Origin of the sequence: Photobacterium sp. 1_MG-2023, from assembly GCF_030547945.1 — a bacterium.
Classification (GTDB): Bacteria; Pseudomonadota; Gammaproteobacteria; order Enterobacterales; family Vibrionaceae; genus Photobacterium.
Window position 1 is genome coordinate 170,851 of sequence record NZ_JAUORR010000006.1, and the last position, 23,899, is coordinate 194,749.

The window sequence follows — 23,899 nt, forward strand, 5'->3', positions numbered from 1 at the left end:
TACAAACGCCGCAGGGTGAGCGCCTGTTCCAGACCGTTCTGGTCGATGCGCTCCGCCCGCTCGGTCAGTTTTTTAGGGTGATTTTGATGCCGCCTTTTGAGGCTTCATGCACGGTGCCGAACACTTCCATGGTCAGGCCCGGCACGGTGTTCATCAGCTCAACCAGCTCAGCTTTCTGCTCAGGCTTTACGGTGCGTTCCAGATAGGTGCGGGCCGGTTCGACTTTCTTATCCAGGGTGACACTGTTGCTGTAGTTGTTGGCATCGGTCACAGTTGGGGTGAACTCAAAGTCAGTTTCACCAATGGTCACGACGACAGGTTTAGTTTTAGTCATGCGGTTTCTCGCTCTTTGTCTAATTTCGATTCCAGACGGTCGAACCGTCCGTTGATTGATAATTTCAGGTCGTCCACGGCTTCGCGCAGTTCATGCTTCGTGGCGTACTTCTCAGCCACGTCACCGCGCAGCCGTTCTGTTGCCAGCTCGTTAGCATGGATACGGCGGTCGTGATCACGGGCTGTCGCCTGGCCTTTATCTGTTCGTCCGAATATCAAGGCAATCAGGCTGAACACCACGGCCAGCAAAGCCACACCTGCCGATACCCAAGCTGGTTCCATCTAGCCCCCTTTTACGGCTTGCCGGATACCGCCGAGCACACCTACAGGCTTCACTCCGGCAGTGATCTGTTTATCTAATGATCGTTTGTGGATGTTTACCCCCAGAACTGCCAGCGCAATAGAGATAAGCGGGGTCAGTGCGACAATGGCATTGACCACATTCGCCGCTTCCTGGGGCTGGAAAGTCATCACAAAGAACAGGCCAAAGAACATCAGCGCCCAACTCAGGCACAGGGTGTATCCCCAAGTTGGCCGCCATCGGCGCACAAACGGATCGCTGCTAGCCATTTCGGCCTGCATGGTGGCTGCCTGCTGGGTTATCGCGAGCTGGCGCTCTCCACTTTCCAGCTTTGCATGCTGGAACATCAATTCCTGAAGGCGAATGCGCTCATCGGATTCCAGTTGCTTGATTTTCAACAGCGCCTCAGGGTTTACCCTCAGCTCCGCTTCAATTGCAGCAGCCGTGTTTTCAACACCCAGTGCACTGGCGACCAGTCCGCCGACTGCTCCCCCTGCGGGCCCACCAATCAACGTGCCAACCATGGGGGCTGCAGTGCCGATCAGTTTTTTCACTTCTTCCCACATGCTTGCTAATCCTTTTGAATGGTCAGAACAGCAGGCGCGCCGGCCAGCTCATCCATCAGGTTGTGAAATGCTGCCGTTGAGTTCAAAACCGCCCACTCATTACCGACAAAACCAAAATCAACACCGGGAGCCAGACACCCTTGCAGTTGCGACGGGTGGTTTGCCTTATGGATCAGAATGTGCGTCCGCTGGCTTGGCCCGTAACGGGTGACACCCAAACTTTCAGCTTCCAGTGCGTAGCAGTTGCCAAACTTCGGGCTTTGATGCGGATAGAGGGTGTAGGTGCCTTCGGGCACACAAGATTCCCTCTTTTTGTTATTCAGAAAAGGACGCTCGACCATGCAGCAAACCTGGCTGCCATCTTCGCGATGGAGCGTTCCATAGGTGCCGTGTTCAAAGTAACGGCGTTTCAGAATGAAATTCTTCACAGTTTCCCCTTGTCGGCGAGTTCCTGGCATGGGGTGCAGTACTGGCACCCCGGTATGTGTTGGCGGCGTTTTTCCGGGATGGCGTCGCCGCATTCCGTGCACTCTGTCGCGCTGGTCTGGTTGCCCGTCTGACGGGACGCGGCATCCAGCTGTCGGGCCAGCGCCATTTCGGTGAATTGGGTTTCAATGCCACTGGCATGATCTAGCCAGTCCATCAGCTCAGCAGCCCGCGGGTATCGTTTTTATCCAGATACGGCGTGCCGTTGATATTCACGAACAGCGGACTGGTGACAAATCCTTTAATTTTGCGGGTCGACAAATCTGCGCTTTCCGGATCAATCCCGACAATATCGGCCAGCACCCACTTCACGCCGAACAACTCCACTTTGTCTTCATCCACGCCGTTATTGGCATAAAACAGAAGGTCATCTGGCTTGATACCGCGGTAACTGCCTGCACTTTTCGCGGCTTTGTGAATCTTCCTGAACTGGTTTAAATCCAGCTCGATTTCTACATCGCAGCTGACTTTGCCGTCGGTGTATCCATCGGTGACACCTCGGGTAAACGCAGCCGCGGATTCATCGTTGATCGTGGCGGTCGCGTTCTTCACGTGGACGAACTCACCAAATAAGGTGGTATCGAAACTGCGTCCTGAGAAACGTGCTGTCATTGCGTCGCTCCCTGTTTAATCGCAATAGCGATGGTGATTTTGACCGGGCATTCATAGGGCTGAACGGCAAGATAGATTTCAACTTCTTCACGGGTGACCCACTTGATCTGAATGTCGTCTTCTTCCGGCGGCAGAATTTCGCCCGGTACTCCGGTTTGCGCCATGGTGCGCAGGTCCTGGGTAAAGTAGAGCTTGGCCTGGGCCATGCTTCCGGGTGTTGAGTTAAGTGTCCGATCGGCAATGCGGGCAATGGCCCGAATACGCACTTTACGGGCGGCCTTCATGGCGACACGGATATGGCGAATGTCCTGATAATCACCGCCAGGCACATCCAGTGTGCGGCCAGTGGTCCAGTATTGGCCGGGATAATCCGGATACCACATGGGCACGGCCAGGCGGTTTTGCTCCAGCGTTTTCAGGATCGCCAGCTCAAGCGGCTTGCCGTTCTTGTCGGTCAACAGCTCAGTGCTGCCGAGTACGCTGCCCGTTTTCACCCGCGCCGGGGAGTCAGCCAGCGACACTTCCTGATTGGCAAGGCGGCCGCAGTATTTGCCGAGCGTCGAGCCGTCGGCGTGTACCCGTGGCACCACGGTGATGTATTCGCTGGCGACGTCTTTCGGAATCGCCACCGTGCTGGCAAGCCAGCTGGCCCAGTCCTGACCGCTCCCCGAATCATTGTTGATTTCCGGCAGGCAGCACACAGCAAAGACTTCACGGCCCAGACTGCTTTTCAGTTCAGTACGCAGGGCAATGGCACTTTCCAGCAGTGATTTTTCGGTGGCCGGAAAATCGAGCACAAAGGCTTCAAAGCTTGATGTTTCGTTGGCCTTCCTGATGGCATCCTGCCAGTTATCGCCGGGGTCAATCACCATCACCCCGGCAGTCCATTCGCTCTTGCCGTTGAGCTGTGCGGCTTTCACCGTCGCCAGCAGTGAAGCATCTGCCTTGCTCAGGGCTTCATCCAGATCACTGGTTGCATCAACCATCAGCAACTGGCGTTCCGTGCCGGTCACCTGGCCGTAGCCCACGAAAAGAAAGTGGTGCTCAACCCCGGCAATGGGGCCGTTCATCAGGTTCAGAATTTTGATAATAACGGTGGGCCATGCCATGTTATTTGCTCCTGTTTCGCTTCAACTCGCGTTTAATCATCATTGCGGTACGTTTTGGGCTGACACCAATCAGGTGACGTTCCGGCCTGCCAATTTCCCAGCTTCGGGCAGGGACTTTGTTTTCCAGTGACTGGATGGTCTTCGCCGCTTCGCCCACCTTCATGTTGTCCATAATCCACTTGAGGGTCGGTTTCTTGCCTCGTTTCTGCCGCCCCTGCGGCTCAAAGCGATAATCCAGATCACGCAGTGCCTTCGCTTGCTCTCGGGTCGCCGGATCATCCGGTTTCGGCTCTTTCTGTTTCTTTGCCTGTCGTTTCCGTGCTGTAAGGCCACTGCTTTGCGACAAACCGTGGTGATGCTGATAAGCCACCGAACCTCGCGCCGACGGCCACCCCACGAACAAGTCAAAACTGTTGTTTCGCTGGAAATGCTTCAGCTTTTTGGTAAAGCCCCGCAACATCTTTCCGCGGCCACGCTGCCGTTGTTTCCACTGCTGGCCATCCGGTCCACGCTGAGCACGAATATTCTTTCGGGTCGTTTTGGCAATCTGGGTGCCGACTTTGCGCAATATCCGCTGGCGTGCTTTCTTATCCAGCGCCAGCAGCTCCAGCGACTCTTTTACCCGCAGGTAACTTTGCTTATCCGCCTTAACTTCAATCACCGGATCACCACATCACGCAGTCGCTCAGCCACCCAGACTTCATACTCAGCAATGCGCCAGCGCTTGCCCTGCCAGAACACCCCGCCGTTGTCGTCTTCAATCAGGTTGATGGGCTCTTCGAACATCACTTCGATGATGACTTCAGCGCTGTGCTCGTCTTCCATCACCACATCAATGCTGGGGTCGCCCTGCTCCTGTCGATGCTGATCACGCTCTGAGTCGTTATCCATCAGCCAGGCGGCAACGTTGGCAAACAGCACCGCCGGGTCATATTTGCGAAACGGGAAACGGTCGAAATAGAATTCTGCCGTGTAGCGCTGGTAGGCCAGCACAACCCCGTGCCCCATATGGCGCGGTGACAATTCCAGCTCGATATTGCTCATTTCAGCGCTGAGGTGTTTTGCAATCGGCTCACCCACGCACTGGCTGATATGGGCTTTCAAATCCCGCAACTTGTAACCGGCCTGATACTGGGTCATAGCAAATCCACCGTTGAGCGGTTGTGGCCGAGCAGGTTACGAAGAATGCGCACGCTTTCGGCCAGCAGTTCGTTTTTAGTTTCCAGGCTGCGCTCTGCTAGGTGATCACCGTCTTTCTTCTGGTGAACCGTGGCGAAGTCCGGCAACAAATCCGCTTTCGCACGGGCAAAGACAGCCGCTTCATACTGAATCACTACCCGGTTTTTCCCGTTGATAGCCGGGAAAGCTTCAAGATCGGCGGCTTTCACAATGCCCTCAGCCAGATAACGGGCTTTCAGGCGTTCAAGCTCCAGATTGACCGAGGCCATTGCATTAGCCACGGCATAGGCAATGCGTTCATCATCCTGTGCGGCTGGCGTACCGCGGCGACGCTCAAATGCCCCGGCATCCACATCTGGCCAGAATCCATCGTTCTGGATCAGGGTTTGCTGATAACTGGCTGCTGTACCTGTGAACATGGCCTTTCCTCAATTGGTGCGCCTCTGCCCACTGGGTCGACGGATACAGACGAGTGAAACACTGTCTTATCCTCGCCAGCCGAGGCGCGGCGGGGTTAGGAGCCGTTATAAATTCTTGCCGTCCTTCAGGGCGTTGATACGCTGAGGGATACGGTCTAACACGCTTTTCACACCAATCTTGTCGTAAAACTCGTGTGCCTTTTGCAGCAGTGCCTGCGCTTTTTCCAGGGTGTCGATATCACCCACAGCCGCCGGGCGAGGCTTGCCTTCGTCATCGCGCAGCAGGTAATAACCGGCGAACTTGAACCACTTGGCGCTGACCTTTTCGTGCAGCCGCCAGCCATGCATCACCTTCTCAAACACCTGGCTGAAGTAAGGTTCAATGCTGTGACCGCGTTCGGCTTCGCGCTCGGCCCATTCCAGAACGTGATCGGCACAGAAGGTCGGCCAGTCGCGCTTGATGTTCTCCGGTGTCGGTAAGTCCATTTCAATGGCTTTCAGGCACCAGGCAATTGCGGTTTCCAGATCACCGATATCAAACAGCCACAGTGTGAGGGTGGTGAAAATCGGGTTTTCGTAATGCTCACCAGCAGCCAGATAGGCTTCCGCCACTGCACGGTACTTAGGCACCAGCACATCGCGTTTATGGACGATGCGGTCAGCAATGGCGTTGAAGTTCTTCAATGCCTTCTTGTCGTTTTCAAACTCAATCAGGCGCAGGTGCAGGCTGTCGGTGTTCACCGTGGCGGCTTGCGCCACGGATTGTGTGCCCGACTGCAGTAACTGGTCTCGCTGACGTTTTAACGGGCTAACCATGATTCACTCCTACGGCGCAGGCTGAGGGTCAGCCACCGTGACTTCTTCAATGGCCGCGAACTTGTTCAGGTTGCCCACCGCATACCCTTCCATGCGGATGTGGTTGTTTTCAAAACGCAGGCGGTCTTCATTGTTTTCCTGCTTCCGCCACTGTGTGCCTTCCTGCGTCAGGATCTGCAGGTTTTTCAGATTGGTGACCCAAATCATTTTTGGCGGGAAGAAAGGCGGCGTGTAAGCCTTTTTACCTGCGATGGTCTTCGCCAGTTGCTGCGCCGCTTTGTGCTCGGTGGGCGTGTCTGCCGCTTCCAGCAGACGGTGCTGCTCGGCGGCAACCAGATCAGAGCCGACAATCACAACCAGGTCCGGGTCCTGACGGTGCTCCGGGGCAATGGTGGTGTTAATCAGGTCTTGCGTGAGTGAATCAAGGTTTTTGTAGGAATCTGCTGCTGCGCCCGTCGGGTCAAGGATTGCTGCAGCCAGTACCTGCCCAGCTTTCTTTTCCTTCACGATGGTCAGCCAGCCTTTGTTGACGTCCTGACCTAACGGGTTCGCAACCGGATCGGTGATTGCGGCAATAGAGGTACCATTGAAACCGACCCGCAGCATGTCCAGTGCAAAGCGGCGTGAGATGGCGTTTTTCATCATCTTCAGCCAGTCGCCTTTCGAGCCCGAGTTCGCCCACTGGGTCATGGTTTCCCAGAGAATATGCGCACCGGAATCGGTTTTGGTCAGTTCGTAGGTGTTGCCGCTTTGTCCGACTTCAACACTGAACCGGCCTTCAGCACGGCCCGTTGACAGGCCATCGTTGCCAACATCGATCACCTGGCCTTTGATTTGCTGAACCGGCAGCAGTGCAATCATCCCCAGGAAGGCATCCGACTGCATGATGGCCTGGCGTAGTTTGGTTTCCATCGGCGGTGTGATGTTAAACATCCGGGTGCCAGCCGCAGCACCAGCACTTTCAACGGTGGCGTTGCAGAACTCGTGCAGAAATTGAGTAGAAACAGCATTCAGCATTTAAAACACCTCCATTTTGTCGGCGTCTGAACCTTCACCCGCAGGGCGCTGGCCGTCGGCTTCGACATTCAGGGCGGCAAACTTCTGCTCAAGGCCATCCACTTTGTCGGTCAGTGGTTTCAGGCCGTCCTGCAGGGCTTTGGTGAAGCTTTCGGCAGAGAAGTTCTGAATTTCAGTCAGGTTATCTTTCCCCGCATCGTCCCCTTCAGCAGCTTCATCAACCTGCTGATTCTGGGAAAACTTGGCTGTCAGACTTTCTTCCAGCTCCGTTTTCAGTTCGGTTTTCATGGTGCTGAACTGTTCTTTCAGCGCCGCTTTCAGTTGCTCTGGAGTCACGTCGGTGTCCTCTGATTCCGGTTCGGGTTGTGTTTCTGATGTGGGATTGCCAGATTGGAAATGAGTAAACAGTGTTGAAATAGCTTGCACTAAGGCGTTTGGCTGACATTCAGCAAAATCCAACTCTTCAAGTTGATCACATTCAATGGCTTTGACTTGTCCGCTCTGCTCTGAAAACTCAAGCCTCGACGTGCCTGTTGATGCTGGGGAGTCAGTGACAGCCAACCCTCTCAGGTAGCATCGTCCTTCGCCTTTGTAATCTGGGTTTATTTCGATTGAGGTGAAAAGTTTCTGCCCAAGCTTATTGGCTGTCAGAAGGTATTGGTTTGGCTTAATCTTTGCGAACAAGCGCATTTTTCCGTTCAGTTCTTCAGCTTTAACAGCTTCAACCGTTCCCCAGTTATCGCCGAAACCACCGAATCGAAAATGTTCCGGCCAAATCATGGCTGTATACTCCTGAGTGGAATACTGCTCGGCCATTTCTTTAAACCACTGGCGTAGAAGTTTGCGGCCATCAACTGTGGCACCTTCTGTCGCTATAATTTTCCAATCACTGGTTTTCGCCATCTTTCTACCGTTATTCAGTTCGCGAAATCGCTGTTTACGTATCAGGTCACGGCAAAGATACGACTTTAAAAGCCAGTGTTCATGCTGGTTCGTTCTTGAAAATTCGGATTTCAGCCGTTTCAGAATGCATCCGAACGGTAAGCGGATTTTTTCGCAGTAAACGCCAGTAAACTGCGGGCATGGCATACTCATCTGAAATTCGCGAGGCGGCAAAACGCCTCTACCTCCGGCGCTATACGCCGGATGAAATCCGCATGGAACTCGACCTTCCGAATGCCCGCATCATTTACCACTGGGCAGATAAACACGGCTGGCGCGACATGCTGCGGGAAGAAGAGGTGGACGAAGCAATCGCCCGCCGCATTGTGCTGCTGACCGATCAGGCCGAGAAAACACCCGGCCAGCTGAAAGAACTGGACATGCTGATTGAAAAGCATGTGAAGCTGAAAAAGCAGCGGGCTCAGTCGGTGAAGCAAAATGAACCACAGCAAAGCTCAGGGAATGAGAGGACACCTGAACAAAAGGCTTATCTGAAAGCAGCAGGTGACAAAGCTGGCGCCAACAGTAAAAAGCGCGGCAAGAAAACAAAGAACGACATCAGCGAAATCGGGGAAGCCGACTTTGCAGAGCTGCATGACAGCCTGTTCAAATACCAGCTCACGATGCGGGACAACCTGCATCAGCGTATCCGCAACATTCTGAAAAGCCGCCAGATCGGCGCAACCTACTATTTCGCCGCCGAAGCACTGGAAGACGCCATTCTCACTGGCGACAACCAGATTTTCCTTTCTGCCTCCCGTGCTCAGGCTGAGGTGTTCCGCAGCTACATCATCCAGATTGCGCAGGAATTTCTGGGCATTGAGTTAAGCGGCAACCCAATCATCCTCAGTAACGGGGCAGAACTGCGATTTCTCTCGACCAACAGCAAAACCGCCCAGAGTTATCACGGCCATGTGTATATCGACGAATATTTCTGGATCCCGAAATTCGACGAGCTGAACAAACTGGCCTCGGCCATGGCGACGCACAAGAAATGGCGGAAAACCTATTTCTCGACGCCGTCATCCAAAACCCATCAGGCGTATCCGTTCTGGACCGGGGATGCCTGGAAGAAAGGCAAAGACACCCGGCAGAAAATTGAATTTCCCGGCTTTGATGAATTCCGCGACGGTGGCCGCCTGTGTCCCGATCGGCAATGGCGTTATGTGGTCACCATTGAAGATGCAGCAGCAGGCGGCTGTGACCTGTTCGACATCGACGAACTGCGCGACGAATACAGCGGCGATGACTTTGCCAACCTGTTCATGTGTGTATTCGTGGACGGCAGCAACAGCGTGTTTAAGTTCACCAAGCTAGAAAAAGCCATGGTGGATGCCGCCCACTGGCAGGACTTCAAACCGCACAACAAACGGCCGTTCGGTAACCGTGAGGTCTGGCTGGGATATGACCCCAGCCGGACACGGGACAATGCTTGCCTGGTTGTGGTCGCACCGCCAGCGGTTGTGTTGGAGAAATTCCGGATCCTGGAAAAACACTACTGGAAAGGACTGAACTTTCAGCACCATGTGGCGGAAATTGAGAAAGTATTCGAGCGCTACAACGTGACTTATCTGGGCGTTGATACCACGGGCATTGGCGCTGGCGTGTGGGACTTGGTCACTGCCAAACACCCCCGCGAGGCTCATGCGATTCACTATTCGACCGAGAATAAAAACCGCCTGGTACTGAAGATGATCGACATTGTGGATGCCGACCGTCTGCAGTTCGATGCGGAACACAAAGACATCGCCATGGCCTTCATGGCGATTAAGCGCGAAAGCACCAAAAGCGGCAACGCGATGACCTTCAAAGCCGAGCGCAGCGAAACCACAGGCCATGCCGACGCTTTCTGGGCTATCAGCCACGCCATCATCAATGAACCGCTCGACCATAACAGCAAACGCAAATCAACCTGGGCTACCGCAGCATGACAGAAGCACTGATCACCACCGCCACCAATGACGAACACCTGCCGGGCATTCCGTCCAGTAGCTATTCCATTGGCTCGGATATTGAAGTTGTCGACAGCAACAGCTGGCTGACGCAATACACGGATTTGTTCTACAACGATGGCGAGGATTACTGGGAGCCGCCCATTAACCCTGAAGGGCTGGCACAGCTGGCCCATGCCAACGCCTATCACGGCAGTATGCTGATCGCCCGTGGAAATTATGTCGCCGGCCGTTTCAAAAGTGGCGGGAACATCCGCCGCCGGCACATGGCTCAATTCTGCCGTGATTACTTTCAGTTCGGGCAAGGCGCCTTGCTGAAGTTACGCAACCGCGCTGGCGGTGTGATGGGATATTACCCATTACCCGCGATGTTCATGCGCAAACGTAAAAACGGCGATTTCTGGCTGTTAGAGCGGGAAGACCAAAAGCGGCTCTACAAAGCAAAAGATGTGATCTGGCTGCCCCAGTACGACCCGAAACAGCAGGTGTACGGATTGCCCGATTACGTGGGGGGCATGCAGTCGTCCCTGCTGAACAAAGACGCCACGTTGTTTCGTCGCCGGTATTACAAGAACGGTGCGCACATGGGCTTCATTTTCTACGCGACCGACCCGAACCTGAGCGCAGAAGACGAGGAAATGATGAAATCCAAGATCGCCAGCAGTAAGGGGGTCGGAAATTTCCGCAGCATGTTTGTGAATATCCCGAACGGGAAAGAGAAAGGCATTCAGCTGATCCCGGTGGGCGACATTGCCACTAAAGATGAGTTCGAACGCATCAAGAACATTACGGCGCAGGATGTGCTGGTTTCACACCGGTTTCCGCCAGGCAAAGGCGGCATCGTGCCCACCAATGCGGCAGGCTTTGGCGACATCGAGAAAGTCAGTAGGGAGTATGCCCGGGATGAGGTAATTCCGGTCTGTGAGCTGATTATGGATGAAGTGAACAACGACCCGGAGATCGCGCCGTACCGGGATTTGCATTTGCGGTTTGATTTGGCGTTGCCAGGGGATGGCGTGGCAACAGCTTGAAAAAAGGGGGGGACATCCCCCATAAAATTTAATCCTCACCTTCCACGGATACTTCATACTTCAGTCTAAATTGATCACACTCTGCTTGAAACAGGCAACCATCACCATAGGTATGAAATTCAAAAGTACGAGCTCCAAGTGATGCAGCTTGCCCATCATCAATAATTTCTTTCAATCGTTTCCATTGATAGCCCTTCGGCTCATCAAGAAGACGAATTTGCATCGCTAAATCAGACATTGTTTCACCTTTTATTACATTTGGTTATGGATATGTGTCGAATTGGAGTGATACAAGCAAAAAAATTCACCCAAGAGCATAGGCACTCAGTTACATTGTAGTTCTGAGTGACACAATAACAATTGATCCTAAATCGCAGTTTACCCCGGCCGAAAACCGGGGGATTTTTTTACCTACCGCCACAACCCGTGCGACATCAGCGAGCGGTAGTTTCTGCTCAGGTTCATCAGCTCATCAATCATTTTTTCTATCTGCGCCTGCTGCATTTGCAGCCTGCCCTGAAAAGACATGAAATCATCTTCGTTAACCAAAGAAAAAGCCCCAGAGATTATCCGGGGCCTTTGAAAATACAGAAAGGAACATTTACTCAGAAATGAGTTTGTCTCGCAGCGACATTGAGTCAAACGGATAGTAGAAATCATCCGATAAAGACAACCGATTGATTTCTTCTTCCGGCAGTGATTTCACAATGCTTTGTGCTTTGCCATCAATTGGACTATTCAGCGAAATCCAATCTTTCAGGCTGTCCAGATCACCGGTTTCTCCGGCCTGTTTCACGAGAGCCCAAGAGTATTTTTCTCTCTTTTCTAATGTGCAGCGGTCCATAGCCCTTTTGGACAGTTCAAAAAGAACCGCTCGTTTCTGATCAGAACTGAGCGAATCAAACCAGGTATCCTGAATCGTATCGACTGGCCGATTTTTCATTTTCAGGCAACGTGCTGTTTGCTGATTAACTTCCTGATGAGCTTCTTCAAGCGTATAGCCTGCATTCGCAACAAGAGGCAGCAGCAGCAAAGAACTAGCGGCTAGCTTTTTCAACGCACGACCAAAATTGTCTTTCTTTTCCATTACTTTCAAACGCCCTGCTTTCAGCAATCATGTTAATACGGTTTCGGGTAATTGTTGGCACTGCAAGCAGTGCATTGGCGAACGTATCCCAATCATAATCATTGATAGTTTCAATCCGCTTGTGAGGTTTCATTTTCTGGGAAAAAATCTCTACAAACGGGAACGCTACCACCATGGTAGCCAGTAAATCGCCAAGCTCTAGCTTGTCATTTATGATCTGGATGTCTCTGACGCTTTCAGCAGACAGCTCTAACCCATCAATCTTGCAGTATTTGGTAAATGACGACATAGAATCCTCTCAAAAAAATAAAATGATATCAATCATTTATATTGCTTAACAGATGTAGAATCAGCACTTTCCACTGTCATAATGTGTTATTTGACCGTCATTTTAACTAGAAAACTTACCAACCAAATTATCACCCAGACACCTGTATAAACATCCAGCCCAGCTGATATACTCACAGCAAGAAATCAACATATCAGGTCAAAAATATGCGGGTTTATTGCCAATGCGGATCGGCGTCTTCTATCAGCCGCTCTGTTGCCCTTTCTGCTGATACAGCAGCGCTTTACTGTTCATGCCGGGACCCGGAATGCGGACACTCGTTTGTGTCTGAGATGGGATTTAAACACACACTGGAACTGCCTAAAAAAGTACAAGAAACGCAGCCGAGCGGATACGCTCAGGGTGGCAGGGTGTATTGCGGTTGCGGGAACGCGGCTGTGATCAATAAAACGAACCGGTTCTCTCATAATGTGGCGGATGTGTACTGCAGTTGCCAGCACTGCGGGCATCGCTTTGTGATGGCGCTGGCCTATGCACACACGCTAAGTCCTTCGGCCAAAACCACTCATGAACTGGCTATTTCACTCATTAAGGCCTTACCACCAGAGGCGCGGCAAGGCCTTAATCAACAACTCTCCATGTTTTAATACCGAAAACAATCACTCCCTTCAACTTCGGCAGCCATTTCTATAATACTCAGGATGGCTGCCTGTTTTTTGGCATCTAACTGCCCTTTCATATCAGCCATGATCAAGCCAGCGATGTAAGCACCAGCCTGCCTGGTTCTTGATGAAGACTGGCTACTCACTACCCCGTCAATCACGATCTCCAGCGCTGCCAGCGTAATATCGTCCTGTTTTTGTGTCTGGTCCATCTTGCACTGGCCCGTTATCTCTTCCGCTACAGACATTTACGCCTCCCAACCGACTAACAACTGTATATTAATACAGTACTTTTCAGTGTTAAACCTATTTCTTGATTTCCTTTCCTGGAGTGATAGGACGATCAAGGATCATAAACTCTTGATTGAAGTGCATCCTATGTGCATATAGGTAAACATGTTAGAAGACAAAAATTAGCGGTTAACAATTAAACAACCATAAGATTGAGTTAATTATTCTGACTCAGATGTATTGAAAGTTAGACATCTCGCCTTGATATAGTAAGTGTATACAACAGAAAGGAATGATAGGAATGAGTTACGAACTAAAGTGCAGTGGATGCTTCAGCCTGGAAGGCACGGTCAAATCTGAAGATGGTGAAGATATCGAAGTAGATATCTATGTAGATGACTTTGAACAAAGCTCTCTTAAACTGATAAGCGAGCGTTCACACAAAAGCGATAATGAGACTTGGCTTGTGGTCTTCACAGGCCATTCTGATGATGGTGAAGTAGTAATTGAAGTAACCTATTCACAAGGTTTAGGAGATCCTGAAGTAGAGGATGAAAGAGTTGTTACATACCCATTCCAAGATGAACTTGATTACTTAGAGTCACCAAGCTTCGAATTCGAAGAAACTGAAGACGAGCATTATTAATAATTAAGCCAGAAAGTGCGGTTTCCGCAGAAACACCAAGCCGCACTTTTTATTGAAAAAACAAATATTTAAATCAAAAAATCACTATCGAATTGTTTTTTCGATTTGATCCCCCCTTACGTTTATTCTCTCGAATTTGTCTCTGAATCGCCTTCAGCTCTGCTGCGTTAAAACACATCTTGGTTTCTCCTCATCAAATCAACGGCCAGTCGTCATCGCTCTGCCAGCTGGCAGGGAATCGCAAATCAGGCTGGTCCTTATCGGGTTTATGCTTGGGTGATGTCGGCTCCTTGGGGTCATCCCAACCATCCCAGCCGCCATAGGGCTGCGGTTTCGTGGTAAAGGTGGTCTCGATTTCGAGTGGTACTGAGCCGGAATGCCGGTTCAATGGCCCGGAACGCAAGCGATAACGGGCGCCATCACTGGTAAACAACGTCTGGCCAGCCAGTAATCGGCTGAGATTGTTGTCTGTGTCGGCCAGCGGGCCGATGGTTTTACGGATCGCCGCTTTCAGATCATCGACAAACCTGTCCGGCTGAGCACCCGTACAGTTATTGACAGAACTCCGAGAGGCGGCAGAGCCGCCAAGATCAAGAGCGCTCTCTCCGGCAGCGGCGTCGGTTGCCGATTTCTTGCGTATGGTCCAATTCCGGACACGCGTAATCTTGGTTTCCGTGGACTCTCCATTGAAGATGTCGACACCTTTCACGCGGCGGACAGCCTCGCCGTATTCGTTCCCGAATGGCGTGACTTCGTAATGTGTTGAGATTGGGTGTTCTTTCCGCTTCGCAAATGGCCCGCCCTGCCCCATCACGTAGCCTTGCCAGTTACCTGTATCTGCCGCCTGCAGCGTTTCAGAAATCTGATTGTCCAGTTGGGATTTTGGCTGATAGCCATCAATCAAGCGCTGACGAATCTCTTTCCCTTTCATCAGGCGTGCAGGCATGTGCGGGCCGACGTAATCGCGGTTTCTGTCGGTCCAGAGCTGGTTCAATTCCTTACGTTTCAGCTCAAACAGGTACTTTGCAAAGCTGTTGCGATCGAGGTTTGCCAGTCGGCGCAGCTCTCGCCATACCGTCACCGGTGCGCCACCAAAAAACTGAAACTGGCGGATACCCCAGCGTGACGCCCAGGCCGTGACGTTTTTCGCCATGTCCTGCACGGGTTGCCCGGTTTCTTTACTGATGACATCGTCCATCGCGTAGCCGTCGATGTTTTTACTGATGTATTTCGCGATGTAGCCAGTAGCCGTGCCTTTTTCCGGGTCGATGGTTTTCACATCGCAACGGGCACGGTGCAGCAGTTTACCCGTGCGTTTAGAAATGAGTTCGTCGCGGTCTTCTTCCACCGCGTAATCAATAAAAATGGCCTTCGCGGCCTTCACATCTTCTGGTTTTAACCACAGCAAAATGTGCCAGTGCGGCGTGCCATCGTGATGCGGTTCGGCAACGCGAATACCAAACCAGCGGATTTCTGCCCGGGCCATTTCTGCACGAATCTTGGCCCAGGTGCGGCACAGGTACTGCTGCGTATCTCGCGGGCTGGCACCGTTCCAGTGCTCAACAAAGGTATTTCTGGCACCTTTTTTCCGGCGCTTGCGGCTGTTGTGGTATTTACTTGGCGCGGTGAGGGTGTAGAACTGTCCGGCCAGTTCCATATTAGCGGCTAAGTCTTCACAGCCACGGACACGGGTCATCAGCTCATGACGGCGAATAGCCGGGTTAGCGACCGACTTCAGTACCATGTCTTCAAGCTGCGCCGTTTCTTCTGTGTCTTCATCGAACAACTCATGATTGCTGATCATGTCCCAGTTGCGTTTGCGCTGGGCCTTATGTTCTTCCAGGCAATCGCGGCTGCAGTAGGGTGTCGCGATTTTAGAGACCGCCCCCATAGCAATCGCCAGATGCTCCCGCATGATGTTGCGGGCGCGCCAAAGTTTGTTCTTCCACCACTTTTCTTTGATCAGTTTGCCAGTGCCGCATTCCGCTTCTTCCAGCAAATTACTTTGCTTTGGATAAGGGGGAACAATGCCGAATTTTCTGCACATCTCTGAGAGTTGCTCGAAGGTTTGAATCATGCGGTTTTCATAGGGCTCTTTCGGGCTACACGAATCAATGAATTCATGAAACTGCTTTTCAAACAGATCAGCTACCTGAGCAGCAAGGCTGCGGATTTCTTCTTTATCCAGTTCGGCCAGAATGCGCACGCGTCGCGTTTTGCTGCGCTTTTGCATCATTTTGTCGAGGGTGCCTTTTCTGGCTTTTTGAGTGCGCTGAAAATCGCTCTGATCAACTTCATCGTTCATCACAGCAATTTTCTGAATGGTTGGCAGGTGCCTGTAGCGGTGGCGCACCATGCTGATGCGGTGGTGCAGGTCTTCACCCATGTAGGTACGCAAAAAGATGTTGGCTGCAGCGCGGCCTTCCGCTTCAAAAATGCGGATATACCGATCGGCAAAATAGCGCGCCAGGTAATCCGGCAGATCACCGAAATACTGACGGCGCCATTCATGGTCGGCAGGGTTGACCTTATAAAGCCGACGCTCGCTGATGGTCATGTCATCTGGCGTGCGATCGGATTCTACTTTGGCGGGAATTAATGCAATGGGCTGTGGCTCAGCAAAATCTAACGTCTGCTGAGCCCAGTTTTGACAGGCAATGGAAGCTGCACGTTGTTGTTCTGTGGTGAATGTCAATTGTTCAGCCATTAAGACTTAACACCTTCAGGAGTCCAACAATGAATATCACGTTGCGTACCAAGCGCTTCGGCATTGGTTTCTCCTGCTAGCAAGCCTTCAATTGTGCTTTGGCAATACAAGCAACCGCAGAAATCGCCACCACATTCGCACTGTTCTTCGCTGTTGTGGCGAGCGTCGGTATAAGGCTTCAGCTTTAGGCAGTCTTGGCAAAGGACATGTTTTGGATTACTCATGCTGCCACCTCATGACCAATTGAAACGATATGGCTCAACCCTTTAGGGATATCGAACCGATTCCCCTTATCCCAAATAAACCAGGCATATTCACACGAATCTGAACCACCGCCCACGAAGCGAGGCCGAGGCACAATGATTGGGCACTTGGGCGGGAAACCAATTTCAAACCAGAAAGGCAGCCGTTTTTTCGAACCGAGATAGTTCACTCTTTGTAAATAAGCCATGGTTCCATCTGGAGCCAACTCGCTCAGGCTTTTACGAATGAATTCCTCAGTAAGTGAGAATGGTGGGTTAGTAATGATCACATCCTGGGAACCAAAGTCAGTAGCGAGGTAATCAATACCCTTCTCGATTTCTGCGAACGACTTTTGATTTTCTGGTAATACTATCTTGTCGAAGATCGAACCTGTACCAAGACACGGCTCTAAAAACTTATCCGTTGAACGAAGCGTTAACTTCGCCAATAGAGCGTCAACAACTTCCGGTGGTGTCGGATAAAGTTCGCGTGATTGCACTTTTCCATTGGTCGAACTCATGCCACCACCTCCCCAAACTTGTTCAGGAAGTGATTGGCTTCATCTACCCAGCAGCGGCCCGCGTCAACGGTGCGTTTCGCATCGTCGGTGGTGCAGCCAGCTTTTTCGATGAGCGGGTAAGCCGCTTCGGTGCAATCGCAGTTTTCCTGCAGGCGGTCGCGCAGATAACCGATCAGACGAATCCCCTGCAATGGCGTGGTATTCGCCAACGACAACACACACCAACCATCCGCGAGGCCGTACTGGCCGCCTTCAAGTACGTGGGTAATTTGCGAATTCATTTCCTGCCCGGTGTAATCGCCGTTTTCGTCGATTTCCTGCAGGTTCAGGACATCACCAACCTGATAATTGCGGTCGTTCAGGCGTACTTCATGGGTTTTACGTCCAGCAAGGATTTCGGTGAAGTGAACGGACTGGATTTTCACTTCGTGGAGGGTGAAATTGCTCATGCCTGCACCTCCGCGTTGTCGCGGGCTTCGGCAACCAGCTCAGTAAGTTGGTCTTCAATTGATAGCAATGAGCTAATCGAATCGCGTGAGAAGTAAAACGTCTTACTCAACAGACGTTCACCTGCATTCTCTGTTCCGTGTTGTACCGACGATGGATACACAAACACATCGAGAGCATCGACATGAGGTGCGTATTCAGTGAATACATGCAGTACATCCTTACTTTCCATTGCCAACGCCATGATGCTGAGCGCAACCTGATGTACCGAACAAGTTTTGCTGTGTTCTGCGGTTAACGTGATAGTTTCCATGGTTTTCTCCTAACCAGGTGACAAAAAAAGCCCGCGCCAGGCGGGCAAAGGGCGACAACAATTAGCGGTAAAAACTTGCGGGTTTCAGGTGGCTGACAGGGCCAGCCATGTTTTCAAAGCGAGTAACCACACCCGCCATCATCTTCAGGCCCGTGGCAATTTGGGCGGCTTCTTCCTGAGTGAAATCGTCGAAACTCATGCTGACATGCTGCTGCTTCAGGCCAGCACAAAAACAAAGCATCCGGCGCTGTTCTTCAGCCAGCGAGCAATAAACCAGTTTCAGCTTGTTGCGCTTGTGCTCGTGGCTGAACAGGCTTTTCGCTGCAGCGATAGATTCCAGTGCCGACTTCTTCGGGGCATTGGTTGTCACCACATGCACATCGGCCACACTCTTTGGCTGGCCGCGCAGGAACGGGCGTACTTCAGCGGAGTGCGTTTGTGGTTTCAGAGCGGGTTGGCTCATGGTTGTCTCCTTACGAAAGTCCGGGAATGGGGGCACCGTTTGCCAGAAAATCCGAGCCGAATTGCATGAGCGGCTGAAAGGCGGTGGTGCGGTTTTCCAAATCGTTGATTAAAAGCACAAGGTTGCTGATGGCAGCCTGCGCTTTGGCTAAGGTTTTTCGCTTCTGGCTGCGAGGCAAACGGTCTGCGCTGCACAAGCGCATTGCATCGCTAGACAGTTCGCCAGACAGCGAGCTGTTGAGTAAGGTGCGTTCCAGCAGGTTCTTGTCTTCTTCTTCAGTGGGCAGCGGCACAGTCACCACACCCAGATCGGCAAACAGCGTATTCAGAATGGTGAAGTCGCCCGATTCTTTGCACAGCAACGCCAAATCAACCGGGCACAGTTTGTGGGGCTGTTCCGGATTCAGCTTGTTGCGCAGCATGCCGCCGCTTTTCAAACCAATGCGTTCGGCGAGCTGTTCCATGTTGTGGTTCACGGCAAAATCACAACAAACAGCGTTGTAATCTCGTTGTTTGCGCTCACGTAATCTGTACATAGCGATTTGATCGTCCATGAAAGACACTGTTTAAAGACAAATCGGAACAAGAATGACGACCCAGGCAACGACATCCAGCCATAGCGGGCAGTATTCTTTTGTGGGTAACAGGGAGGACATGTGCATGACTTAGCCCAACAACTCTTTTGCTTCACGCGCGGCCATTTCGTGCATGGCATACATGTTCAGCAAAGGCTTCTCGTAAGGCTTTTCTTTCTTCTTGATGATGTACACACCATTCGAGACTTTATGCTTAATGGTGCCTAGGGGTTCGCCACTTAAACGCGAAAATTCTTCATAGCGCATATATGGGACGAGCGGGGGTGTATTAAAGGAAAACATGGTGCTATGCTCCTGAGTTGGTTTGCTTTTTTATCGGGTTTCTTTTGCTTTGGTCGGCAAGATACCCAAGGACAGAACGATGATAGATCGCCAATAAAAATAACTCAATATTTCTTTTGGCGATCAACTTCAAATATTCAACTGTTGGCGATATGGGAAAAGAGAAAATCTTACCTTTTGATTACATAAAAGGTCATGAGTTTACTGAGATGCTGAAGGAAGTAACCGGATGCAAAACATTCCTGGAAATGGCGGATTTGTTTGACGTTCCCAAAGCAACGTTCAGTACTTGGAACTTACACAACCGCACTTCTCATGAGTTGATGGTTCGTTTACACCTTGCGAAAGGTATTCCGATTCGCAAACTTGCACTGGGTGAAGAAGGTGATATTGATAACCTTGATGTCACTCCAGCTTTAGCCGGTGCTATGGCTGATAAGTTACGGGACGAAGAGCAGAAAGAAACAACACAGCTTTCAACGGTTGTGCTGAAAAGCTATTGCCTGGCAAACGGACAACTCATCGAGACCGGGGAAATCCCCTACCCCGTTCGCCGGATGAACAGCTTTAACCTGAACGCTGAACACACCATTGAAGTGGAAACGAATGAAGCGATCTACTTGGTGGATAAGTCTTCAACTGATGCTGTTTCAGGTGTGTACCTGATCGATGTGGATGGCCTGCTATCGTTCAACCGCATCCAGCGTTTTCCAGGTAAAAAACTGGCTATCGCTTTTGGCGAGAGCACAATTGAAGCGAAACCAGAAGATATCAAGGTAATTGGCCGGGTGGCGGTTACTTTGAGGAAGGATTGATTTTTTAACTCACTGCAATATCAAGATGAATTTGTACGAAATCAGCATTGCAATCGTGCTATATCCTATTGCTCTATCAATCAGTCCTGGAAGATATGTCAAATCTTGAATACTTCCGAATTATATTAGAAAACTGACTTTTATTTTTAGTTAGGTAACAAAGGTTGGAAGGTTATGAGCTTCTATTGGGTAAACATCGGTCGCAGTAAAGATTTTGTACGCAAAGAGAGTTTTTTATGGGCTCCAGAATACGGTATAAGCAAAAAAGGTAAACAATTCGTTAACGAAGGCTGGGCGCAGGTACCGACTATAAAAAATGGGGATACAATTTTTTGCTGCCATGATCAAAAAATTGTGTTTGTTGCTGTTGCAAGTAGTAATGCATTCAAGTACCAAAGGCCTGATGATCCCATCTTTGATAGCTGGGAAAACGACGGTTACCGCATTAATGTTGTTCTTGTTGAACTTGCTGCACCATTCGAAATACAAGCTCTAAAACCAACTCTTTACAAATACCATAATGACCGCTGCTCTCCAAAACTACTAACCAATACTGGCCTCAGACAAAACTTTTTAACTCTTCTTGGTGATTCTGCGGCGAATTACATTCTCAACGAACTGGGTGAAGATGCTTACGTTGTTCAAAACGCTATTGATTCAAACCTTTCATTATCTCCCAAACGAAAAGGTTCTGTGAAACAAATATTAAGCAAAGTCAGAAAAGGACAGCAACAATTCAGGAAAGATGTACTCGCCTTTTGGAACAACACTTGCCCAGTAACCAAAATACAAGTACCAGAACTACTGAATGCTTCACACATACTCCCTTGGTATCTTTCTAATGCTTATGAAAAAGTTGATAAGTTCAACGGATTTCCGTTCAGCCCCAATGTGGATAAGTTGTTTGATAAAGGACTAATCACATTCTCTGACGAAGGTAAATTGTTAATACACCCATCATTAGATAGCAATTTACTGAAGCAATTTGGCATTGATTCAAATGTTCAAATCGAACTAAAGGGAAGTAACGCAAGTTACCTTAAGCGCCATCGAGAAATTTTTGGGTTTGAGTAAGGGTTTGTTTTGAATTTAAATAAAAAATTAACCATGGATGACATATTTAAACAATTTAAAGAAACAAATATAGATGAAGAGTGCATTTTTTCATTTGATAAAATCACTTGTGCTTTTCTTAAAAGAAATCCGTTAGTCACAGACGAACTAATTCCTAAGATTGCATCCTCTTTTAATTGTAATAAATTTCAATTGAGTATATTGAATATTTTAAATGCAGAACGTGACTCACAAAAAAAGAAACTACTAGAAAAAATTCAAAACTTAGAAATATCAAACCATGGATGTGATAATTACAAATACGAGTTTAATTCAATTGAAAAACAAGAAATACGTACTTTCAATGATGTTTTGAATTATTATTATGAAAAGCTTGAGCTTGACCCTGAAAAATTAAATCGCTATAGCGAATATTACTTATCAATACATAAAAAAGAAGATAGAGAATACATAATTTCCAATTACATATATTTAGAAATAGGGCGGTTGTTATATGATAATTACATGACCAAAGATGAATCAACAACACATTTATCCAACATATTAAGCAACAAGAATAAATCATATGTTTATAACGAGTATCAAAAAATTGGCATTGACTTAAACCACACCGACAGTCAATTCTCAAAGTATAATTTATTAAGCCTAAACAACAACATTGAAATACATAACAATAAAGAGTCACGAACGTTGTTTGACAAAAGAATTGGGATGTACTTTGAGATTAAAATACCAAAGAAAGTTCTTACTTCAATTAAAGTTCTCATAGATAGTGAATTAATCTCTGATATCTCATTTAATATAATATCAGTGACTGATTCAATTCCTGCATTGGAAGAGATAGAGTTTGGCTCCCCATTGAACTTTGAAGTGTCAGATTTACCAAAGATTTCCAAATTTTATTCAGTTGATAATTTTGGAGACAATCTTTGGGTTCACCATAACAAAGAAAAGAAAAGTTTAACGTTCGAAGAAATTTTAGAAGATTTTCATTCTGCGGATGACAAAGTTGTAACGCAAGTAGTTCATTTAGAATATTTCGAATTAAATGAAGAGATATTTATTAATCATTTGGATCATGAATATATAGCATACTCCTTTGACGAATACATTGATAAATTAACCTCCCCCAATAAGAAAGGGAATAAAAAAGTCAAATTATTTAAAATTGACAATGCTAGAATACCATTCCACATTAAATTTAATGGCGAGTACTTTTTATTTCAGGTTCTAGACTCCATTTTAAAGAAAAATGAATTGGTGTCAGAATATTTTTCGAAAGTATAGTAAGAACTTATCAAAAAATAACAACTCTCTAAGGAATCATTGTGAAATCATCCGTAGTCGACCCAGAAGAACTATTCTCAAAATACCCAATCATTCAGCGAGAGAGCTTTGCACAGCACCTCACGCAGTTTCTGAATACCAAAGCTGATGATGGCTACGTGCTCAACCTAAACGCTGAGTGGGGAGCAGGCAAAACCACATTCCTCAAATGCTGGTACAACATGCTCAAAGAAGATCACCCCGTGGTCTACTTTGATGCCTGGAAGTCTGACTTCACGCATGATGCTATGCTGGCGCTGCTGGACACGTTTCATGATCAGCTGATGTCCCCGCTTACTGCGAATAAAGAACTAACTCAAAAGCTCCTTGAGAAAGGAAGTCACTTCGTCAAAACCGCAATTCCGAGCCTACTTGTCGGTTACTTGAAGCACAAAACGGGTGTCCCTCAAAATGAATCGCTACTGGGTGAAGTATCAGAACATTTCGGTTTAGACTTCGCCGAAAAAGAACTAGGCGATGCCATCAAAGAAACAATGAAAGCGATGCTTGAACAACGGAATAAAGTTGAAGGCATCAAAGAGTTTCAAAATACTCTCGTCGAACTCAGCAAAAAATACTTAGATGTTTTCAATACGAAGAAAGCACCTATCTATGTTCTTATCGATGAGTTAGACCGATGTCGCCCAAACTATGCCATCGAAGTCATTGAGTGTGTGAAACACTTCTTTGATACCAAAGATTTTGTTTTTGTTCTTTCTACTGATACTGAGCAACTACAGCATTCTATCAAGGCAGTTTATGGAGAGGGCTTTGATTCGCATTCATATTTGAGTCGATTTTTTGATAGGACAGTTACTATACCCACACCAACACTTAGAGAATATTCTCAATCAGTGTTAAATTCATACTTGAACTTTGAACACGTTCCTGATGAAATTCCAGATATTGGTGAATTGTTTGAAAAAATTTTTGCTTGGCACGATATTAATTCAATAAGAGAAATAAAAAAAATTTTCAGTGATTTAGATGTGGCAAAATCGATAAATATGAGATTTGAAATTTTACCTTTACTGCTATTATCAATTTTAAAAAGGAACCATTTGCACCATTTCAAAAAATTTAAGAAAAGTAACACCTGTCCATATTTGCGGAATAGATCATCTAATTATGAAGAAAATATACGGCATGTGACAAACTCCAGTAATATCAATAAATTCAAATTAACCTCAAGTTCATCTGTATCATTTGATGAAGTCATATATTGCATAGCACAATGTATAAACAGACCATCAGTAGAAAGTTATAGCAATTACTGGGGCGTAAATTTGAGCGATTCTTTCGGAAGCTCAAAGATAATAGATGTAGTGAAAGCCCTTTCATCTGACTTATCAATCAACCGTGCTCTACCTGAAGCTAGTCGTGAAGATTATTTTAATCTAATTGACTTGGTAGGCCATTTCGAATAGAAATCCATT

General features: G+C 48.7%; 33 protein-coding genes and 1 pseudogene. 9 read left to right on the forward strand and 25 right to left on the reverse strand.

Features of this window, described 5'->3' with window-relative positions:
• Nucleotides 1–64: 64 nt before the first annotated feature.
• From Q4579_RS07925 to Q4579_RS07985, 13 genes are all read right to left on the reverse strand, one after another.
• Nucleotides 65–334 carry a putative phage tail assembly chaperone gene (locus Q4579_RS07925; RefSeq protein WP_303563062.1) on the reverse strand — a complete coding sequence of 90 codons (270 nt, stop codon included), beginning with the start codon at nt 332–334 and terminating at the stop codon, nt 65–67.
• On the reverse strand, nt 331–615 hold the full coding sequence (locus tag Q4579_RS07930; protein ID WP_303563063.1) for a hypothetical protein: 285 nt from the start codon (nt 613–615) through the stop codon (nt 331–333). The genes Q4579_RS07925 and Q4579_RS07930 overlap by 4 nt, the downstream gene beginning before the upstream one ends.
• A complete protein-coding gene (locus tag Q4579_RS07935) occupies nt 616–1,200 on the reverse strand; it encodes a 3TM-type holin (RefSeq protein WP_303563064.1) in 585 nt (194 codons plus the stop codon). It abuts the gene before it with no gap.
• 5 nt (nt 1,201–1,205) lie between these two features.
• Nucleotides 1,206–1,628: a DUF5675 family protein gene (locus tag Q4579_RS07940; RefSeq protein WP_303563066.1), complete on the reverse strand. Its 423-nt coding sequence runs from the start codon at nt 1,626–1,628 to the stop codon at nt 1,206–1,208.
• Complete coding sequence (locus Q4579_RS07945; RefSeq protein WP_303563144.1) at nt 1,625–1,846, reverse strand: TraR/DksA C4-type zinc finger protein; 222 nt, start codon at nt 1,844–1,846, stop codon at nt 1,625–1,627. The genes Q4579_RS07940 and Q4579_RS07945 overlap by 4 nt, the downstream gene beginning before the upstream one ends.
• Complete coding sequence (locus Q4579_RS07950) at nt 1,843–2,298, reverse strand: phage protein (RefSeq protein WP_161455963.1); 456 nt, start codon at nt 2,296–2,298, stop codon at nt 1,843–1,845. Before Q4579_RS07950 ends, Q4579_RS07945 begins: the two co-directional genes overlap by 4 nt.
• On the reverse strand, nt 2,295–3,407 hold the full coding sequence (locus tag Q4579_RS07955; protein ID WP_303563069.1) for a DUF2586 domain-containing protein: 1,113 nt from the start codon (nt 3,405–3,407) through the stop codon (nt 2,295–2,297). The genes Q4579_RS07950 and Q4579_RS07955 overlap by 4 nt, the downstream gene beginning before the upstream one ends.
• 1 nt (nt 3,408) lies before the next feature.
• A complete protein-coding gene (locus Q4579_RS07960) occupies nt 3,409–4,068 on the reverse strand; it encodes a phage virion morphogenesis protein (protein ID WP_303563071.1) in 660 nt (219 codons plus the stop codon).
• Nucleotides 4,065–4,547, reverse strand: a complete 483-nt coding sequence (locus Q4579_RS07965) for a phage tail protein (protein ID WP_303563073.1) — start codon at nt 4,545–4,547, stop codon at nt 4,065–4,067. Before Q4579_RS07965 ends, Q4579_RS07960 begins: the two co-directional genes overlap by 4 nt.
• Nucleotides 4,544–5,005: a head completion/stabilization protein gene (locus Q4579_RS07970; RefSeq protein WP_303563074.1), complete on the reverse strand. Its 462-nt coding sequence runs from the start codon at nt 5,003–5,005 to the stop codon at nt 4,544–4,546. The genes Q4579_RS07965 and Q4579_RS07970 overlap by 4 nt, the downstream gene beginning before the upstream one ends.
• 105 nt (nt 5,006–5,110) lie before the next feature.
• Nucleotides 5,111–5,821 carry a phage terminase small subunit gene (gpM, locus tag Q4579_RS07975; protein ID WP_303563075.1) on the reverse strand — a complete coding sequence of 237 codons (711 nt, stop codon included), beginning with the start codon at nt 5,819–5,821 and terminating at the stop codon, nt 5,111–5,113.
• 9 nt (nt 5,822–5,830) lie between these two features.
• Nucleotides 5,831–6,838, reverse strand: a complete 1,008-nt coding sequence (locus tag Q4579_RS07980; protein WP_303563077.1) for a phage major capsid protein, P2 family — start codon at nt 6,836–6,838, stop codon at nt 5,831–5,833.
• Complete coding sequence (locus tag Q4579_RS07985; RefSeq protein WP_303563078.1) at nt 6,839–7,741, reverse strand: GPO family capsid scaffolding protein; 903 nt, start codon at nt 7,739–7,741, stop codon at nt 6,839–6,841. It lies immediately after the preceding gene.
• 179 nt (nt 7,742–7,920) lie between these two features.
• Here Q4579_RS07985 and Q4579_RS07990 point away from each other — a divergent pair, with 179 nt between their 5' ends.
• The gene (locus Q4579_RS07990; RefSeq protein WP_303563079.1) at nt 7,921–9,711 is read left to right on the forward strand and encodes a terminase family protein; all 1,791 of its coding nucleotides are present in this window, start codon (nt 7,921–7,923) and stop codon (nt 9,709–9,711) included.
• Nucleotides 9,708–10,763 carry a phage portal protein gene (locus tag Q4579_RS07995; protein WP_303563080.1) on the forward strand — a complete coding sequence of 352 codons (1,056 nt, stop codon included), beginning with the start codon at nt 9,708–9,710 and terminating at the stop codon, nt 10,761–10,763. The genes Q4579_RS07990 and Q4579_RS07995 overlap by 4 nt, the downstream gene beginning before the upstream one ends.
• Nucleotides 10,764–10,791: 28 nt before the next feature.
• Here the strand turns inward: Q4579_RS07995 and Q4579_RS08000 are convergent, their stop codons facing one another.
• From Q4579_RS08000 to Q4579_RS08010, 3 genes are all read right to left on the reverse strand, one after another.
• The gene (locus tag Q4579_RS08000) at nt 10,792–11,001 is read right to left on the reverse strand and encodes a hypothetical protein (RefSeq protein WP_303563082.1); all 210 of its coding nucleotides are present in this window, start codon (nt 10,999–11,001) and stop codon (nt 10,792–10,794) included.
• 363 nt (nt 11,002–11,364) lie between these two features.
• Nucleotides 11,365–11,850 carry a hypothetical protein gene (locus tag Q4579_RS08005; protein ID WP_303563084.1) on the reverse strand — a complete coding sequence of 162 codons (486 nt, stop codon included), beginning with the start codon at nt 11,848–11,850 and terminating at the stop codon, nt 11,365–11,367.
• Entirely contained in the window at nt 11,801–12,139 is a 339-nt protein-coding gene (locus Q4579_RS08010) for a hypothetical protein (protein ID WP_303563086.1), read from the reverse strand. The genes Q4579_RS08005 and Q4579_RS08010 overlap by 50 nt, the downstream gene beginning before the upstream one ends.
• Before the next feature lie 206 nt (nt 12,140–12,345).
• Here Q4579_RS08010 and Q4579_RS08015 point away from each other — a divergent pair.
• Together Q4579_RS08015 and Q4579_RS08020 are read left to right on the forward strand one after the other, a co-directional pair.
• Nucleotides 12,346–12,480 (forward strand): annotated as a pseudogene (locus Q4579_RS08015) (ogr/Delta-like zinc finger family protein); the annotation flags it as partial.
• A 69-nt stretch (nt 12,481–12,549) separates the two neighbouring features.
• Entirely contained in the window at nt 12,550–12,786 is a 237-nt protein-coding gene (locus Q4579_RS08020; RefSeq protein WP_303563145.1) for an ogr/Delta-like zinc finger family protein, read from the forward strand.
• Here Q4579_RS08020 and Q4579_RS08025 read toward each other — a convergent pair.
• On the reverse strand, nt 12,783–13,049 hold the full coding sequence (locus Q4579_RS08025) for a hypothetical protein (RefSeq protein ID WP_303563088.1): 267 nt from the start codon (nt 13,047–13,049) through the stop codon (nt 12,783–12,785). The genes Q4579_RS08020 and Q4579_RS08025 overlap by 4 nt on opposite strands.
• A gap of 284 nt (nt 13,050–13,333) precedes the next feature.
• On the opposite strand from Q4579_RS08025, the gene Q4579_RS08030 reads away from it, so the two are divergent.
• Entirely contained in the window at nt 13,334–13,678 is a 345-nt protein-coding gene (locus Q4579_RS08030) for a hypothetical protein (RefSeq protein ID WP_303563090.1), read from the forward strand.
• A 193-nt stretch (nt 13,679–13,871) separates the two neighbouring features.
• Here the strand turns inward: Q4579_RS08030 and Q4579_RS08035 are convergent, their stop codons facing one another.
• The 8 genes from Q4579_RS08035 to Q4579_RS08070 form a co-directional block, all read right to left on the reverse strand.
• On the reverse strand, nt 13,872–16,385 hold the full coding sequence (locus Q4579_RS08035) for a replication endonuclease (RefSeq protein ID WP_303563092.1): 2,514 nt from the start codon (nt 16,383–16,385) through the stop codon (nt 13,872–13,874).
• Nucleotides 16,385–16,609, reverse strand: a complete 225-nt coding sequence (locus Q4579_RS08040; RefSeq protein WP_303563094.1) for a hypothetical protein — start codon at nt 16,607–16,609, stop codon at nt 16,385–16,387. The genes Q4579_RS08035 and Q4579_RS08040 overlap by 1 nt, the downstream gene beginning before the upstream one ends.
• Nucleotides 16,606–17,148 (reverse strand): DNA methyltransferase, encoded by a 543-nt coding sequence (locus Q4579_RS08045; protein WP_303563095.1) that lies wholly within the window; start codon nt 17,146–17,148, stop codon nt 16,606–16,608. The genes Q4579_RS08040 and Q4579_RS08045 overlap by 4 nt, the downstream gene beginning before the upstream one ends.
• Nucleotides 17,145–17,597: a DUF3850 domain-containing protein gene (locus Q4579_RS08050; RefSeq protein WP_303563097.1), complete on the reverse strand. Its 453-nt coding sequence runs from the start codon at nt 17,595–17,597 to the stop codon at nt 17,145–17,147. The genes Q4579_RS08045 and Q4579_RS08050 overlap by 4 nt, the downstream gene beginning before the upstream one ends.
• Nucleotides 17,594–17,908 (reverse strand): hypothetical protein, encoded by a 315-nt coding sequence (locus tag Q4579_RS08055; protein WP_303563099.1) that lies wholly within the window; start codon nt 17,906–17,908, stop codon nt 17,594–17,596. Before Q4579_RS08055 ends, Q4579_RS08050 begins: the two co-directional genes overlap by 4 nt.
• Nucleotides 17,909–17,969: 61 nt before the next feature.
• Complete coding sequence (locus Q4579_RS08060; protein ID WP_303563101.1) at nt 17,970–18,371, reverse strand: hypothetical protein; 402 nt, start codon at nt 18,369–18,371, stop codon at nt 17,970–17,972.
• Nucleotides 18,372–18,381: 10 nt separating this feature from the next.
• On the reverse strand, nt 18,382–18,924 hold the full coding sequence (locus Q4579_RS08065) for a phage regulatory CII family protein (RefSeq protein ID WP_303563103.1): 543 nt from the start codon (nt 18,922–18,924) through the stop codon (nt 18,382–18,384).
• Between the two features lie 111 nt (nt 18,925–19,035).
• Nucleotides 19,036–19,248: a hypothetical protein gene (locus Q4579_RS08070; protein WP_303563105.1), complete on the reverse strand. Its 213-nt coding sequence runs from the start codon at nt 19,246–19,248 to the stop codon at nt 19,036–19,038.
• A 152-nt stretch (nt 19,249–19,400) separates the two neighbouring features.
• Here Q4579_RS08070 and Q4579_RS08075 point away from each other — a divergent pair, with 152 nt between their 5' ends.
• The 4 genes from Q4579_RS08075 to Q4579_RS08090 all read left to right on the forward strand — a co-directional run bounded on the left by Q4579_RS08075 (nt 19,401) and on the right by Q4579_RS08090 (nt 23,890).
• Entirely contained in the window at nt 19,401–20,063 is a 663-nt protein-coding gene (locus Q4579_RS08075; RefSeq protein WP_303563107.1) for a phage repressor protein CI, read from the forward strand.
• 174 nt (nt 20,064–20,237) lie between these two features.
• Complete coding sequence (locus Q4579_RS08080; protein WP_303563109.1) at nt 20,238–21,137, forward strand: HNH endonuclease; 900 nt, start codon at nt 20,238–20,240, stop codon at nt 21,135–21,137.
• 9 nt (nt 21,138–21,146) lie between these two features.
• Complete coding sequence (locus Q4579_RS08085) at nt 21,147–22,424, forward strand: hypothetical protein (RefSeq protein ID WP_303563111.1); 1,278 nt, start codon at nt 21,147–21,149, stop codon at nt 22,422–22,424.
• Nucleotides 22,425–22,465: 41 nt separating this feature from the next.
• Entirely contained in the window at nt 22,466–23,890 is a 1,425-nt protein-coding gene (locus Q4579_RS08090; RefSeq protein ID WP_303563113.1) for a P-loop NTPase fold protein, read from the forward strand.
• Nucleotides 23,891–23,899 lie beyond the last annotated feature (9 nt).

What these genes read in the sequence shown, in the direction of transcription:
- Q4579_RS08040 (WP_303563094.1), bottom strand. Translation starts at nt 16,609, where the DNA reads ATGAGTAATCCAAAACATGTCCTTTGCCAAGACTGCCTAAAGCTGAAG.
- gpM (WP_303563075.1), bottom strand. Translation starts at nt 5,821, where the DNA reads ATGGTTAGCCCGTTAAAACGTCAGCGAGACCAGTTACTGCAGTCGGGC.
- Q4579_RS08050 (WP_303563097.1), bottom strand. Translation starts at nt 17,597, where the DNA reads ATGAGCAATTTCACCCTCCACGAAGTGAAAATCCAGTCCGTTCACTTC.
- Q4579_RS08005 (WP_303563084.1), bottom strand. Translation starts at nt 11,850, where the DNA reads ATGGAAAAGAAAGACAATTTTGGTCGTGCGTTGAAAAAGCTAGCCGCT.
- Q4579_RS08035 (WP_303563092.1), bottom strand. Translation starts at nt 16,385, where the DNA reads ATGGCTGAACAATTGACATTCACCACAGAACAACAACGTGCAGCTTCC.
- Q4579_RS07930 (WP_303563063.1), bottom strand. Translation starts at nt 615, where the DNA reads ATGGAACCAGCTTGGGTATCGGCAGGTGTGGCTTTGCTGGCCGTGGTG.
- Q4579_RS07935 (WP_303563064.1), bottom strand. Translation starts at nt 1,200, where the DNA reads ATGTGGGAAGAAGTGAAAAAACTGATCGGCACTGCAGCCCCCATGGTT.
- Q4579_RS08055 (WP_303563099.1), bottom strand. Translation starts at nt 17,908, where the DNA reads ATGGAAACTATCACGTTAACCGCAGAACACAGCAAAACTTGTTCGGTA.
- Q4579_RS08030 (WP_303563090.1), top strand. Translation starts at nt 13,334, where the DNA reads ATGAGTTACGAACTAAAGTGCAGTGGATGCTTCAGCCTGGAAGGCACG.
- Q4579_RS08075 (WP_303563107.1), top strand. Translation starts at nt 19,401, where the DNA reads ATGGGAAAAGAGAAAATCTTACCTTTTGATTACATAAAAGGTCATGAG.
- Q4579_RS07990 (WP_303563079.1), top strand. Translation starts at nt 7,921, where the DNA reads ATGGCATACTCATCTGAAATTCGCGAGGCGGCAAAACGCCTCTACCTC.
- Q4579_RS08070 (WP_303563105.1), bottom strand. Translation starts at nt 19,248, where the DNA reads ATGTTTTCCTTTAATACACCCCCGCTCGTCCCATATATGCGCTATGAA.
- Q4579_RS08045 (WP_303563095.1), bottom strand. Translation starts at nt 17,148, where the DNA reads ATGAGTTCGACCAATGGAAAAGTGCAATCACGCGAACTTTATCCGACA.
- Q4579_RS07970 (WP_303563074.1), bottom strand. Translation starts at nt 5,005, where the DNA reads ATGTTCACAGGTACAGCAGCCAGTTATCAGCAAACCCTGATCCAGAAC.
- Q4579_RS07925 (WP_303563062.1), bottom strand. Translation starts at nt 334, where the DNA reads ATGACTAAAACTAAACCTGTCGTCGTGACCATTGGTGAAACTGACTTT.
- Q4579_RS07965 (WP_303563073.1), bottom strand. Translation starts at nt 4,547, where the DNA reads ATGACCCAGTATCAGGCCGGTTACAAGTTGCGGGATTTGAAAGCCCAT.
- Q4579_RS07950 (WP_161455963.1), bottom strand. Translation starts at nt 2,298, where the DNA reads ATGACAGCACGTTTCTCAGGACGCAGTTTCGATACCACCTTATTTGGT.
- Q4579_RS08000 (WP_303563082.1), bottom strand. Translation starts at nt 11,001, where the DNA reads ATGTCTGATTTAGCGATGCAAATTCGTCTTCTTGATGAGCCGAAGGGC.
- Q4579_RS07955 (WP_303563069.1), bottom strand. Translation starts at nt 3,407, where the DNA reads ATGGCATGGCCCACCGTTATTATCAAAATTCTGAACCTGATGAACGGC.
- Q4579_RS07980 (WP_303563077.1), bottom strand. Translation starts at nt 6,838, where the DNA reads ATGCTGAATGCTGTTTCTACTCAATTTCTGCACGAGTTCTGCAACGCC.
- Q4579_RS08065 (WP_303563103.1), bottom strand. Translation starts at nt 18,924, where the DNA reads ATGGACGATCAAATCGCTATGTACAGATTACGTGAGCGCAAACAACGA.
- Q4579_RS08080 (WP_303563109.1), top strand. Translation starts at nt 20,238, where the DNA reads ATGAGCTTCTATTGGGTAAACATCGGTCGCAGTAAAGATTTTGTACGC.
- Q4579_RS08010 (WP_303563086.1), bottom strand. Translation starts at nt 12,139, where the DNA reads ATGTCGTCATTTACCAAATACTGCAAGATTGATGGGTTAGAGCTGTCT.
- Q4579_RS07995 (WP_303563080.1), top strand. Translation starts at nt 9,708, where the DNA reads ATGACAGAAGCACTGATCACCACCGCCACCAATGACGAACACCTGCCG.
- Q4579_RS08060 (WP_303563101.1), bottom strand. Translation starts at nt 18,371, where the DNA reads ATGAGCCAACCCGCTCTGAAACCACAAACGCACTCCGCTGAAGTACGC.
- Q4579_RS08025 (WP_303563088.1), bottom strand. Translation starts at nt 13,049, where the DNA reads ATGTCTGTAGCGGAAGAGATAACGGGCCAGTGCAAGATGGACCAGACA.
- Q4579_RS07985 (WP_303563078.1), bottom strand. Translation starts at nt 7,741, where the DNA reads ATGGCGAAAACCAGTGATTGGAAAATTATAGCGACAGAAGGTGCCACA.